At 55.4% G+C, this 12,534-nt stretch carries 15 protein-coding genes; 8 read left to right on the plus strand and 7 right to left on the minus strand.

The features are described from left to right. The first annotated feature begins 126 nt into the window (after window positions 1-126). The 3 genes from ACSZPU_RS18035 (at window position 127) to ACSZPU_RS18045 (ending at window position 1,808) form a co-directional block, all read left to right on the plus strand. Complete coding sequence (locus ACSZPU_RS18035) at window positions 127-963, plus strand: ATP-binding cassette domain-containing protein (RefSeq protein WP_499001540.1); 837 nt, start codon at window positions 127-129, stop codon at window positions 961-963. 8 nt (window positions 964-971) lie between these two features. Then, window positions 972-1,157 carry a hypothetical protein gene (locus tag ACSZPU_RS18040; protein ID WP_499001542.1) on the plus strand — a complete coding sequence of 62 codons (186 nt, stop codon included), beginning with the start codon at window positions 972-974 and terminating at the stop codon, window positions 1,155-1,157. A gap of 123 nt (window positions 1,158-1,280) precedes the next feature. Further along, a complete protein-coding gene (locus ACSZPU_RS18045; protein ID WP_499001545.1) occupies window positions 1,281-1,808 on the plus strand; it encodes an ABC transporter permease in 528 nt (175 codons plus the stop codon). Between the two features lie 2 nt (window positions 1,809-1,810). Here ACSZPU_RS18045 and ACSZPU_RS18050 read toward each other — a convergent pair whose 3' ends face one another. The 4 genes from ACSZPU_RS18050 to ACSZPU_RS18065 form a co-directional block, all read right to left on the minus strand. Further along, on the minus strand, window positions 1,811-2,194 hold the full coding sequence (locus ACSZPU_RS18050; RefSeq protein ID WP_499001547.1) for a hypothetical protein: 384 nt from the start codon (window positions 2,192-2,194) through the stop codon (window positions 1,811-1,813). 678 nt (window positions 2,195-2,872) lie between these two features. Further along, the gene (locus ACSZPU_RS18055; protein WP_499001549.1) at window positions 2,873-3,739 is read right to left on the minus strand and encodes an ABC transporter permease; all 867 of its coding nucleotides are present in this window, start codon (window positions 3,737-3,739) and stop codon (window positions 2,873-2,875) included. Then, entirely contained in the window at window positions 3,711-4,553 is an 843-nt protein-coding gene (locus ACSZPU_RS18060; RefSeq protein ID WP_499001572.1) for an ABC transporter ATP-binding protein, read from the minus strand. Before ACSZPU_RS18060 ends, ACSZPU_RS18055 begins: the two co-directional genes overlap by 29 nt. Window positions 4,554-4,573: 20 nt before the next feature. Beyond that, the gene (locus ACSZPU_RS18065) at window positions 4,574-5,548 is read right to left on the minus strand and encodes an ABC transporter substrate-binding protein (protein WP_499001574.1); all 975 of its coding nucleotides are present in this window, start codon (window positions 5,546-5,548) and stop codon (window positions 4,574-4,576) included. 260 nt (window positions 5,549-5,808) lie between these two features. Here ACSZPU_RS18065 and ACSZPU_RS18070 point away from each other — a divergent pair, with 260 nt between their 5' ends. The 5 genes from ACSZPU_RS18070 to ACSZPU_RS18090 all read left to right on the plus strand — a co-directional run bounded on the left by ACSZPU_RS18070 (window position 5,809) and on the right by ACSZPU_RS18090 (window position 10,260). Continuing rightward, complete coding sequence (locus ACSZPU_RS18070) at window positions 5,809-6,822, plus strand: malate/lactate/ureidoglycolate dehydrogenase (RefSeq protein ID WP_499001551.1); 1,014 nt, start codon at window positions 5,809-5,811, stop codon at window positions 6,820-6,822. 460 nt (window positions 6,823-7,282) lie between these two features. Continuing rightward, window positions 7,283-8,491 carry a SpoIIE family protein phosphatase gene (locus ACSZPU_RS18075; protein ID WP_499001553.1) on the plus strand — a complete coding sequence of 403 codons (1,209 nt, stop codon included), beginning with the start codon at window positions 7,283-7,285 and terminating at the stop codon, window positions 8,489-8,491. An 8-nt stretch (window positions 8,492-8,499) separates the two neighbouring features. Next, on the plus strand, window positions 8,500-9,081 hold the full coding sequence (locus ACSZPU_RS18080) for a SiaB family protein kinase (RefSeq protein ID WP_499001555.1): 582 nt from the start codon (window positions 8,500-8,502) through the stop codon (window positions 9,079-9,081). Continuing rightward, on the plus strand, window positions 9,074-9,490 hold the full coding sequence (locus tag ACSZPU_RS18085; RefSeq protein ID WP_499001558.1) for a DUF1987 domain-containing protein: 417 nt from the start codon (window positions 9,074-9,076) through the stop codon (window positions 9,488-9,490). The genes ACSZPU_RS18080 and ACSZPU_RS18085 overlap by 8 nt, the downstream gene beginning before the upstream one ends. Continuing rightward, a complete protein-coding gene (locus tag ACSZPU_RS18090) occupies window positions 9,484-10,260 on the plus strand; it encodes a GGDEF domain-containing protein (RefSeq protein ID WP_499001561.1) in 777 nt (258 codons plus the stop codon). Before ACSZPU_RS18085 ends, ACSZPU_RS18090 begins: the two co-directional genes overlap by 7 nt. Window positions 10,261-10,271: 11 nt before the next feature. Here ACSZPU_RS18090 and ACSZPU_RS18095 read toward each other — a convergent pair whose 3' ends face one another. Genes ACSZPU_RS18095 through ACSZPU_RS18105 form a run of 3 tightly spaced genes read right to left on the minus strand, consistent with a single transcriptional unit; the run spans window position 10,272 to window position 12,429 of the window. After that, window positions 10,272-11,006: an amino acid ABC transporter ATP-binding protein gene (locus ACSZPU_RS18095; protein WP_499001564.1), complete on the minus strand. Its 735-nt coding sequence runs from the start codon at window positions 11,004-11,006 to the stop codon at window positions 10,272-10,274. After that, window positions 11,003-11,773 carry an amino acid ABC transporter permease gene (locus ACSZPU_RS18100; RefSeq protein ID WP_499001567.1) on the minus strand — a complete coding sequence of 257 codons (771 nt, stop codon included), beginning with the start codon at window positions 11,771-11,773 and terminating at the stop codon, window positions 11,003-11,005. Before ACSZPU_RS18100 ends, ACSZPU_RS18095 begins: the two co-directional genes overlap by 4 nt. A 5-nt stretch (window positions 11,774-11,778) precedes the next feature. Beyond that, on the minus strand, window positions 11,779-12,429 hold the full coding sequence (locus ACSZPU_RS18105) for an amino acid ABC transporter permease (RefSeq protein WP_499001569.1): 651 nt from the start codon (window positions 12,427-12,429) through the stop codon (window positions 11,779-11,781). Window positions 12,430-12,534 lie beyond the last annotated feature (105 nt).

Raw genomic sequence — 12,534 nt, forward strand, 5'->3', positions numbered from 1 at the left:
TTATCGGTAGTTAACCCTTCCTCCTACACTCTCCACAATCATGTCCGAGCGTTGCACTTATTATCTGAATTCGCTAATCGCACCTTCCTTAATGTGTAACGGATCTCATAAAATAAAGACAACGCTATGACGCAGCCCTTATTTGATTTGCAATCGGTTAATAAGAATTATTATCCCGGAAGCAAGAAAAGCTTTTTCACTCGCAAACAAAGTACGCCGTCGGTCAATGCTCTGACGGATATTAATTTGCAAATATTCAGCGGCGAGATTTTTGTCATCGTCGGATTATCCGGCTCGGGAAAATCCACCCTGCTGCGAACCCTTAACCATTTGATTCCCGCCAGCTCCGGAACGGTGGCGTTTCAGGGTCGCGCGCTGGCTGATTTGGCAGATAAAGACCTGATTACGCTGCGCCGCGAACACATCGGCATGGTGTTCCAGTCTTTCGCCCTGTTTGAAGAACGCAGCGTACTGGACAATGTCGCTTTTGGCCTTGAGGTCGCAGGAATCCCCCGCATGGCCCGCTATTCCCGGGCGCAATTGATGCTGGAAAAGGTCGGCCTTGCCAATGTGGCAGACCACTATCCGCACCAGCTTTCCGGAGGGATGCAGCAGCGCGTTGGCCTGGCCCGTGCGCTGGTGGTCAATCCGTCGGTACTGTTGATGGATGAAGCCTTCTCGGCGCTCGACCCGATCATCCGCCGGGAGATGCAAACGCTGCTGCTGACATTGCAGGCAGAAGCCCTCCGCACCATCATTTTCGTTACCCACGATATGGAAGAAGCACTGCGCCTGGGCACCCGCATCGCCATTATGGAAAAGGGCAAGCTGGTGCAGGTGGGTAAACCAGAGGCCCTGATCAACGCCCCGGCCACCGCCTATGTGCGTCACTTCTTTTCCGGCGTGGATGTTTCCCGCTGGCAAATGGCAGAAAACTACGCCGATATCTGGCCAACGCGCTAAGGGGTTCCATGGCTTATCCATTAGATTTCAGTCGGCAGATTGATGACGCCGTCCACGCCCTGCTGGCGAACGCCGGGGGTTTTTTTGACGTTTTTGCCAGGGTAATCGACGGTTTTGCCGGCGGCCTTGAACAGCTGGTGAGCTGGCTTTCCCCCTGGGGACTGGTGGCGCTGGCGGTGGTAATTGGTGGCTGACGCATCGGCAAAGCGTTTGCCCTTTTTGCCCTGCTGGCGACGCTGTACATCATTTATAGCGGCTACAGCGAGCACGCGGCGATCACGCTGGCGCTGACTCTTTCATCGACTTTTTTCAGCCTGTTGCTGGGTATTCCGCTGGGGATCTGGAGCGCGCGGCGCGCAGCGGTCGGCAGCGTGGTACGCACATTGCTGGACTTTATGCAGACGATGCCCGCCTTTGTGTATCTGATCCCGGCGACCATCCTGTTTGGTCTGGGCCGCCCGCCGGGCATCTTCGCCACCATTTTGTTTTCGATGCCGCCGGTCGTGCGCCTGACGGATTTAGGGATTCGCCAGGTGAATGCGGCTCGTCTGGAAGCGGGGATTGCCTTTGGCTGTACGCCGTGGCAACTGCTGTGGAAGGTGCAGTTACCGGCCGCGCAGCCGTCGATTATGGCCGGGATTAATCAGACCATCATGATGGCGATGTCGATGGTGATCATTGCCTCAATGGTCGGTGCGGGCGGTCTGGGAAATGACATTCTGAGCAGTATTCAGCAGTTGGAAATTGGTCTGGGTTCGCAAAGCGGGCTGGTCGTGGTGCTGATGGCCATTTTGCTCGACAGGATTTCTGCCAGCTTTGCGCGCCGCACCCCGCGCGCGCACTGAGACTAATAGCCGCGAGATTGCGAGCGTTGCCAGGCGCCGTCGACCAGTTCGGCGGCTGCCAGGGTCTGTTCGCGAAAGGTTGCGCCGTAGCTTTCCATCAGCGCGGCGTGGCCAGTGAGGTATTTCATCCCCTCTTCATTGCCCGCAATGCTTTCTAAAAACCAGTCCGGCACGCCTTTACACATGGTGGCTTCGCACAGGGTAGTGGTGAACAGCGCGCGCAGCCCAACGTCTTGCTGCCATGAGGGTTGCATCTGACCGGAGGTCGCATTCATCACACGTAGCGCCCGGCTTGAAGGGGAGTAGTGTTTCCTCTCTTTCGCTGTGCTCCACGCTTTATGGAAGAACAGCGCCATAATGACCACCACGCCAAACAGAATTTCCATCACTCTCTCATCGCAATGCAAAAAAATGCCCGCACGGATATTACTGACAAAAACTGACAAAAGCACCAGGGGAGAGAAATGAAAATACGCAGGAGAGTCTGTTAGTCGGCAGGCTTTTGTAATTCCGGGAGTGTTCACGGATGCGGCGTAACCTTATCCGGGCTACCAGTCCGTAGCCCCGGTAAGCGTCTGCGCCACCGGGGTTGCTCCCGGATGCGGCGTCGCCTTATCCGGGCTACCAGTCCGTATCCGCGGTAAGCGTCTGCGCCACCGGGGATGCTCCCGGATGCGGCGTAACCTTATCCGGGCTACCAGTCCGTATCCGCGGTAAGCGTCTGCGCCACCGGGGATGCTCCCGGACGCGGCGTAACCTTATCCGGACTACCAGTCCGTAGCCCGGTAAGCGTCTGCGCCACCGGGGATGCTCCCGGACGCGGCGTAACCTTATCCGGGCTACCAGTCCGTATCCGCGGTAAGCGTCTGCGCCACCGGGATGCTCCTGGATGCGGCGTAACCTTATCCGGGCTACCAGTCCGTAGCCCCGGTAAGCGTCTGCGCCACCGGGGATGCTCCCGGATGCGGCGTCGCCTTATCCGGGCTACCATACCCAACGCGCTCGATCGGTCCCCTCTCCCTTGAGGGAGAGGGTTAGGGTGAGGGGAAAAAGCAACACAGCGGCTAACGCTGCATACCCCAGCGCTTAATAGTGACCTTCTCCAGCGTGGCGAACACCACGCCTTCCACCAACAGGCCAATGACGATCACCGTCACCAGCCCGGCGAAAACCCGGTCGGTGAACAGCTCATTACGGTTCTGGAAGATATACCACCCCAGCCCGCCCTGCCCGCTCGACGCGCCAAACACCAGTTCGGCGGCGATCAGCGTACGCCAGGCAAACGCCCAGCCGATCTTCAAACCGGAAAGGATCGACGGCAACGACGCCGGGATCAAAATGGTCAGCACATAACGTGGACCACTCAGTCCATAGTTGCGCCCGGCCATACGCAGGGTTTCCGGCACGCCACTGAACCCCGACCAGGTATTGAGCGCAATCGGCCACATCACCGAATGCACCAGCACAAACACCAGGCTGACATTACCCAGCCCGAACCACAGCAGTGCCAGCGGCAATAATGCGATGGCGGGCAGCGGGTTGAGCATCGCTGTCAGCGTGCTCAGCAGGTCGCGACCAAACTGGGTGGTCACCGCCAGCGCACTTGCCAGCAATGCCAGAACGCTGCCAATCAAATAGCCTTTTAACAACGTGCTAAACGAATTAACGATCTTGGCTGGCAGCTCGCCATTGCGCATATCCTCTAACCAGGCATGCAGGGTCTGCACCACGCCGGGCAGCATCAAATCATTTTGCGCCACCCGCGCCGCCAGCTCCCATAATGCCAGCACGAGCAGCAGAATGAGCGACTTGCGCAGCCATGTCTGGTTCCACAACCGCTGGCCCAGAGGCAGCGGCGTCTCGACCGGCAGGTCACGCAGCGGCGCAAGCTCGTGCTCAAATTCAGGACGAATGTAAGGTGGCTGCGACATAGGCGCGCTCCTGTTTCGGTTCGGGCCGCGGGTCGTTCGCCGTGGTCGGGAATAACAAATCGTGAATATGACGAGCAGCATGTTGAAAATCTTCACTGCCGTAATCATTCAGGGAATATTGATGGCAATTGAGTTCCGCACGCACCCGCCCAGGATGGGGTGACAGCACCAGAATACGGCTTCCCACCACCAGCGCCTCCTCGATGGAGTGCGTCACAAACAGCAGCGTAAAGCGTTCCTCTTCCCACAGGGCGAGCAACTCTTCCTGCATGGTGCGACGCGTCAGGGCATCCAGGGCGGCAAAAGGTTCGTCCATCAGCAGAATACGTGGCTTCATCGCCAGCGCGCGGGCAATCGCCACGCGCTGCTTCATGCCTCCGGACAGCATATGCGGCATCACATCGGCAAAATCCGCCAGCCCCACTTTGCTAAGAAAATGCAGCGCCGTATCGCGGGCTTCCGCGCGAGTGGCCTTGCGGCTTGCCAGCAGTGGGAACATGACGTTCTCCAGCACCGTCTTCCAGGGCGGCAACTGGTCGAACTCCTGAAACACCATCATCCGTTCCGGACCCGGAGCACGAATACGCTGCCCCTCCAGCAACATCTCCCCGCCGCGCGGTGCAAGAAAGCCGCCCGCCGCTTTCAGCAGGCTGGATTTCCCACATCCCGATGGCCCGAGCAAAATAAAGCGATCGCCTGGCCAGACATCAAAGCTGACATCATGGGTTGCCCGCACCTGGCGTTCGCGGGTGCGGTATTCGATATCCACGTTTCTGACCTGCAGCAGCGGTCCGTCGGACGTTGTCTGTGCCATCATTGCCTCCGCCATGCGGCTTAACTGCCTGGGTTTTCCCACGCTTCATTGAAGAAATAGTCTTTCCAGGAGTCGGCTTTGTTTTTCAACACGCCCAGCTCATGGAGTTTCTCGGCATACACGCCCGTACGTTCAGGCGAGACGGTAAAGCTGATTTCCGGGTCATTAACGATTTTTTGCACCAGTGCCAGCGGCAGACGAGATTTCTCGACCCGAATATAGGTTTCTGCGGCGGCGTTTTTATCGGCATTAATAATGTTTGCCGCTTCACTCAGCGCACGATAAAACGCTTTGTAGGTTTTAGGATTCTCATCATGGAATTTCTGCGTGGTGTACAACACGTTAAAGGTTGCCTGTCCGCCAAGCACATCATATGAGCTGAGAATTTTATGCACATTGCTGTGTTCCAGCGCCTGATACTGGAATGGTGGGCTGGAGAAATGGGTGGTGATTTCCGATCCACCGGCAATTAATGCAGCGCTGGCATCCGGGTGAGGCAAGCTGACGCTGATATTATCGAAGCGTTTAAAATCCGCATCGCCATATAATTTGGCGGTTTCTATCTGCAATGTCCGTGACTGGAATCCGACACCTGCCGCTGGCACCGCAATACGGTCTTTATCGCTGAGATCTTTAATCGTTTTTACGGCCGGATTATTACTCAGCAGGTAGTTCGGCATCGATCCTAATGAAGCTATCGCCTTCACGTTCTGCTTGTCTTTGGTGCGATCCCACAGGGTCAGAAGCGGCGGAACCCCGGCGGATGCGACATCCAGCGCGCCGGAAAGCAGCGCTTCATTCATCCCCGTCGCTCCGGAAATGGTGCGCCAGTCGACCTCAATATCCAGCCCCTCTTTTTTCCCTTCCTTTTCGATAAGCTGCTGGTCGCGCACTACATCAAGGATCAAATAACCGATACCGAACTGCTGCGCAATGCTGATTTTCCCTTCTGCCAGCGCCGATGCGCTAATACCGCTCAGCACAACGGTCAACATTGCGCTGGCGATGATTTTCATTTTATTCATGTCCTTTCCCCGGAGGTCTTTAAGTAATATGCGGAAAATGATTTGCTGGCGGGGCAGTAAAAAGGAAATGATTTTATTAGCAATGCTTATCTAAAAATTCACAATAGGCTTTATAAAAAGCGAATAGTTAAAAACTGGCAAAGCTAAGTTAATTTTGATGGTTATGTAAAAAAAGCATCCTCGCTATAGTCGAAATACGCTCAATAACCCTGATTCCGGTAAGATTAATTATGCCCGTATTAACCCACCAGCAATTACGCACACTGCTGGAGCAACATCTTGTGCGCGTCAATACTCCCCAGGACAGTGCCCGCCAGGTCGCTGACAATTTGGTGGAAGCCTCGCTAAAGGGTCACGACTCGCACGGCGTTACCCTGCTTCCACGCTATATCAGCGCCATACTGGCAGGCGATCTGAATCCTTCGGCACAGTTGCGGCTGATTCGCGATGCAGGCCCCCTGCTCTCCTTTAATGGCGGACAAGGTTTTGGCCAGGTCCTCGGCAGACAGGCGATGGCAGCGGGCATTGAACGTGCGCAGGAATATGGCGTTGCGCTGGTTAGCCTGGCGGATTCACACCATCTGGGGCGCATTGGCGCATGGGCCGAGCAGGTTGCAGAAGCAGGCCTGGTGTCGATCCATTTTGCGAACGTCGCCGCCCCTTCTGCGGTATTGCCGTTTGAAGGACGTAACCCGCGTCTTGGCACCAATCCCTTCTGCGTGGGGGTGCCGGTTAGCGGTCGCGCGCCAGTGATTCTGGATTTCGCCACCAGCGCGATTGCCGGGAATAAAGCGCGTATCGCCTGGAATGAAGGACGCGCCATTCCGCCGGGCTGTGCGGTGGATGCAGAGGGCAACCCCACAACGGATCCGCGCTGGCTGATGGAAGAACCGCGGGGCGCGCTGCTGGCTTTCGGCGGGCACAAAGGTGCGGGATTGTCGTTGATTTGCAGTCTGTTGGGAGCAGCGTTAACCGGCGGCGAGACGGAGAGCCACCAGATCCCACCCCGCCCGGGCATCATCAACAATATGCTCTCTATTATTTTCGATCCTGCCCGTCTGGGCGCAGGGGAAAATTATGCCCAGGAGGTGATTGCTCAACTGGACTGGATGCAGCACGACCAGCAGGGTCGCGATGTGTTGCTTCCCGGCGAGCCGGAAGCGCGGGCTTATCAACAGCGTCTGGAGGAAGGTATCCACGTTGATGAGGTGAGCTGGAAGCAGTTTGAGGCGCTGGTGCTTTAGGTCTCCCCTTACTCTCTCCAAAGGGAAGAAGGCGTCGTCAGGTGCGGTTTTTGATGTCAGCGCAGGATCCCCGGTGGCGCGTGCTTACCGGGGCTACGAGTACTTACTGTGGCGAGGGGACCGTCAGGTGCTATTTTTGATATCGGCGCACCGCTTTCCCCCCTTTTTTTGAAAACTGCACTAAATTTGGGGTTGATAACCAAAATGATAAAGATTATCTTTCTCATTACTGAATAGTTGAGTGAATCACTCAGGTATTCGGTACGACATTGCTCACATTGCTTCCAGTATTATTTGCCCGCTCGTCAAGTGCGGGCTTTTTTTTCGGCTGGAAAAGTGGCTACGGTTTGCCTTTAGGAACAATAATCTACCGTAATTCCTGTCTGTAATCCCATGAAATGAAAACGTCACAATCAGGCTTTATCCTCAGATTATTCTTATTAAGGAAAATAGCAGGATCATGGATATACCTCTTTCATCGCGACAGCTCACCGCTGGCGTGTTACGTATTGCCGTGCCGCACGTAACCCCCGAAGCAAATAATGTGCAGGTCATGTCTATGTTCTCTGAACATAAGTCACTGATTGGTTTGCCGGTTCTGGAACAGAATCGCCCCATCGGCATGATCAATCGCCACATTTTTCTTTCGCAGATGAGCCGTCCGTTCTTCCATGAACTCTATGACCAGAAAAGCTGTATCGCGTTTATGGATAAGACGCCGCTGATTGTCGAGGCTGACGCAGGCCTGGATTACCTGGCCGAGCGCGTTATCGAAACCGGCGACAAAGCGATTACCGAAGGATTTATCCTCACCGAAGACAATCAATACACTGGCATTGGCCTGGGTCTTGACTTGATTCGTACGGTGTCCGATTTGCAAGCTAAGCAGCATCTGCAAATCATGCAAAGCATTGAGTATGCACGAATTATTCAGGAGTCCATGCTCAACCGTTCACGGCAGAACATTGAGCAAACGCTGAATGACTGGTGCCTGTACTGGCACCCGCGTGACTGCGTCGGCGGCGATATTTACGCCTTCCAGCGCTGCGAAAACGGATGGCTGCTGGTACTGGCCGATTGTACCGGGCACGGCGTCCCCGGTGCCTTTATGACCTTTATTTTTTCGTCGGCGCTCGAAAAAGCGCTGACCCAGGCGCAGGCTCACGAGCCAGACTGCCTGCTCGCGTCGATTAACCACTATATAAAACAGACGCTGAGCCAGAGCCATCCCACGGCAGATATGGGCCAGTCCAACGATGGTTGCGACGCCATTGCCGTGTTTGTCGATACGCAAAATGAGCAGCTCATTTGGTCTAACGCGCGCATGCATGCCTTTATGCTCGGCGCGGACGACGCGACCGTTGTCAATCTGGACGGCGACCGCAAGGGTATTGGCTATTCGGATACGGCTGCTGATTACCAGTGGCGTCGTCATCAACGTCCGCTGCGTCGCGGCGATCAGCTGTTGATCGTCACCGATGGCGTAACGGATCAGATTGGCGGCCCGCGGGACATAATGTTTGGTAAGAAACGTATTCAGTCATTGTTATTACAGCAACGTGCGCTGCCGATGTCGTCAGTTTCCGAGGCGCTGCTTTCGGCGCTAGGTAGCTGGCAGGGCAAGCAATCGTCGCGTGATGACATGACGTGGTTTGGTTTCCGTTGGTGATAAATTAAATGAAAATAAACGACCTGCAGGTCAAAGAAGCAGTTTTGTTACCCCTTTTCACTCTTCAGCGGCAAAGCGCTGTTGAGCTTTTTTACACGGGCTATTTTTCCCAACAGCACATTGTGTCGATGGGCGACGTGATGCGTACGTGGCTGGATAAACACGAAGCCTCCTCTGCGACACGCCGCAAATTATTCTCCGTCTTTATCGAGATGGGGCAAAACATCGTTCGCTATTCATCGGATGAACGCTTTCTGTGCACGGGCCAGGACGAATTGCGCTATGGTTCATTGTGTTTTCACACCGACCACATGAACTATTATCTTGAGACCGCAAATCTTGTGGGCCCGGAAGCATCCTCTTTGCTAAAAACGAACCTCGAAGTCTTGCGCACGATGACCCAGGCGGAAATCCGCGATGCCTGGAAACAAGGATTGCGTAGTGAAGCGCCGGCCACGAGCAAAGGCGCGAATATTGGTTTGTTGACCATGGCGCGGGATACCAGTGAGCCACTGGAGTATCGCATTCATCCACTGGCGGCCAGTTCGCTGTCCGCCTTTCACCTAAAGGCAACGTTTTGCCATGACTGATATGACATTGACCTCTTCTATCGAGCAGCCCGCAACCCAGGCCACACCGGAGGTGAATTTTGATTTTTCAGCACATCGTCTGGTGCTTAAAGGTGAAGCGTATCCGGAGAACGCCGCGGCGTTCTTTCGCCCGCTGTTGCAGGCCATTGAGAGCTGGCTGCAAGATAAACCAACCACCAGCGAGCCTGTCCGTCTGCATGTTGCACTGAGCTATTTCAATAGCTCCAGCACCAAGCTGTTGTTTGAACTGTTTGAGTGCCTGAACGGCTTTGCGAAAGGCGGAATCGCCTGCGAGCTGCACTGGTACTATGACGCGGAAGACGATATTTCCGAAGAATTCGGTCAGGAGTTACGTATCGACTTCCCTTCCCTGTCGGTCATTCTTATCCCGGATCTTGACGCATGCTAGATATCAATGAGCTATTCAAGGAGGAATATTCCGTACTCGAAGAGGCTCGCCTGGCGGCAGCAGACGCCGCGCTTCCCGCTGACGCCTGCCGTGAAAAACTGTGGAGCGTGGCGAAGCACTATCAACGCTTGATTCGCGAGTCTTACCGCGTGATCAGCCGCAGCGACCGTGCGGAACGCGAACTAAACCGCATGAATGAGCAACTGCAAAAACTGGCGGCGCAGTTGGAGTATGAAGCCACGCACGACCCGCTCACCGCCGTATACAACCGCAGCGCTATCATCAACAACATCAATAAATCCCTGACGCAGGCGAATGTTGCCCTGATTCTGCTGGATATTGACCACTTCAAACGTATTAATGACGAATATGGCCACCCCACGGGTGACCGGGGGATTTGCGCGCTGGTCTCGCGCATTCGCCGCGCACTGCCGGAAAGTGCCGCGATTGGTCGCGTCGGTGGTGAAGAATTTACGATTCTACTGCCGGAAGCCCGTCTTGAAGATGCGATGATTATCGCCAGCTACATTCACTCTTCCCTGAATGCATCGCCGCTGGATGTTTTACCGCAACAGCTAGTGACCGCCAGTTTCGGCGTCAGCCTTGGCCTGAAAAACAGTGATTTTGAAACCCTCTACAGCGCCGCCGATACCGCGCTCTACACGGCGAAAAAACGCGGCCGTAATCAGATTGCACTGCATGAGGATTTTTTTCGCCAGATGACGCCAGTCCAGGCGGGCATCGCACTACCCGCCAGGGCGTCAAACTGACGGCTGTGCCGTCAGTTCAGTAAATCACTCAGGAAACGCCGCGCACGTGGATGCTGCGGTGCGCTAAAGAATTGCTCCGGCGTCGCCTTTTCCAGAATCTGTCCCTGATCCATAAACCAGATAGTGTCTGCCACATCCCGGGCGAAGTGCATCTCGTGGGTGACGCACATCATGGTCATCCCTTCCTGGGCCAGCGAACGCATAACGCTTAACACCTCCCCCACCATTTCCGGATCCAACGCCGACGTCGGCTCATCGAATAGCATCACTGGCGGCTTCATCGCCAGCGCACGGGCAATAGCCACACGCTGCTGCTGCCCACCGGAAAGCTGCGCCGGATAGGCGTTTGCCTTGTGCGACAAGCCCACGCGCTCCAGCAATTCCCCGGCGTGTTTGCGTGCCTCGGAACGTTTGGTACCCAGCACTTTTACCGGCGACATCATGATGTTGTCCATCACCGACACGTGGGGGAACAGGTTGAAGTTCTGAAAGACGAAACCTATACGCGTACGCAGTTGGTTCAGGCGTGTGCTGCTGCCGTGAATATCGATACCATCAAACAGAATCTGCCCCTGTTCGATAGGCTCCAGGCGGTTGACCGTGCGAATCAGCGTCGATTTTCCGGAACCGGAGGGGCCACAAACCACCACCACTTCCCCCGCTTTGACTTCGGCACTGAGGTCGGTCAGAGCGTGGTAATCGCCATACCACTTATTGACCTGATTAAACAAAATCATCGGGATCATGATGTTTCCTTATTAAGTTTGCGGTTGGCAAAGAAAAGGGGATCGTTCTGCTCTTCGCCTCGCGGCGGCTGTGCATTGAGCCGTTTGTTAGCTATCCAGCTCTCAAGCCGGTTGGCCAGCCAGGTCAGGCTAAAGCAGATGAGGTAGTAGCTCAGGGCCACGATAGCGAAGACCTGAAACGGTTTGGTCAGGAGCTGGTTGCTAACCTGGTTTGCCGCATAGGTCAGCTCCGGGACGTTGATGACATAGCCCAGGGTACTGTCCTTGATGATCGACACCAACTGACTCACCAGACTCGGCAATGAGTTGAACAGCGCCTGCGGTAAAATCACCAGCCGCAGGGTTTTCAGATAGCTCATCCCCAGCGCCCGCGACGCTTCATACTGCCCCTGCGGTAGCGCCTGAATGCCGCCGCGCACAATCTCGGCAATGTAAGCGCTTTCGTAGATAACCAATGTACAAAGCATGGTGGAAAAGCCGCTGATATTCTGCCCAATCAGCAAAGGCACGCAGAAGTAGGTCCAGAACACCACCATCATCAGTGGGATACCACGCAGGGTGTAGACCCAGCAGGCCGCCGCCCAGCGCAGCCCGCGCCAAGGGGATAATCTTGCCAGCCAAACAAGCACGCCCAACGGGAAGGAGAGCACCACCGCCAGCAGAGAAATCACCAGCGTACACAGTACGCCCCCGAGCGGACCGTTCGGATACTGCCCCATCAGGAGCAGCATGCCGTGGTCCTGCAAAATGGTAAAAACGTCAAACATAGTGATTACCTCGCGTACACGCGTTGAAAATGACGGCCTAACAGCGCGCCCAGCCCCATCAGCAGCAGCGAAAACGCCAGATAGCCCAACGTGCCAATGGCATAGGCCTCAAAGGTGCGGAAGGTCTGGTTCTCAAGATCGCGCGTCACGTAGGTCAACTCGGTGACCCCGATGACCATCGCAAGGCTGGTGTTTTTGAACAGCAGCACGGTGTGGTTAATCAGTGCGGGCAAGGCATTACGGATCCCCTGCGGCAGGATCACCGAGCCCATTGCCCGCATATAGCTCATCCCCAGCGCACGTGCTGCCTCGTTTTGTCCATCCGGAATGGCGCGCAGACCGCTACGAATATCTTCGGAGAAATAGGCAGCCTGGCATAATCCCAACGCGAACATCGAGAAGAGGAACTCGGCGTTGAAGTCGTTGATCCACATCTGTACCGACTCCGGCAGCAGCGTCGGAATGGCGAAATACCACATCATCAACTGGATAAGCGTAGGCACATTGCGGTGATACGAGACGTAAGCGGCCACCAGGCGCATGGCGATACGGTTTTCCGACAGGCGGACAACCAGCAGCAGCAACGCGATAAACATGGCCAGCAGCCAGGCGCCCAACGCCAGTTCCAGCGTGACGGTCGCACCCTTCACGATCATCTCGCCATAGTGGCCGGTTAAAAGGGTACTAGGCTGTGTCCCTTAATTGCATAACCTCTTGTAAAACAATCGGATGCAACCCAGCTTGACCATTGAAAGATAATT

The sequence above is a fragment of the Phytobacter sp. V69 genome (assembly GCF_965644215.1).
Lineage (GTDB): Bacteria > Pseudomonadota > Gammaproteobacteria > Enterobacterales > Enterobacteriaceae > Phytobacter.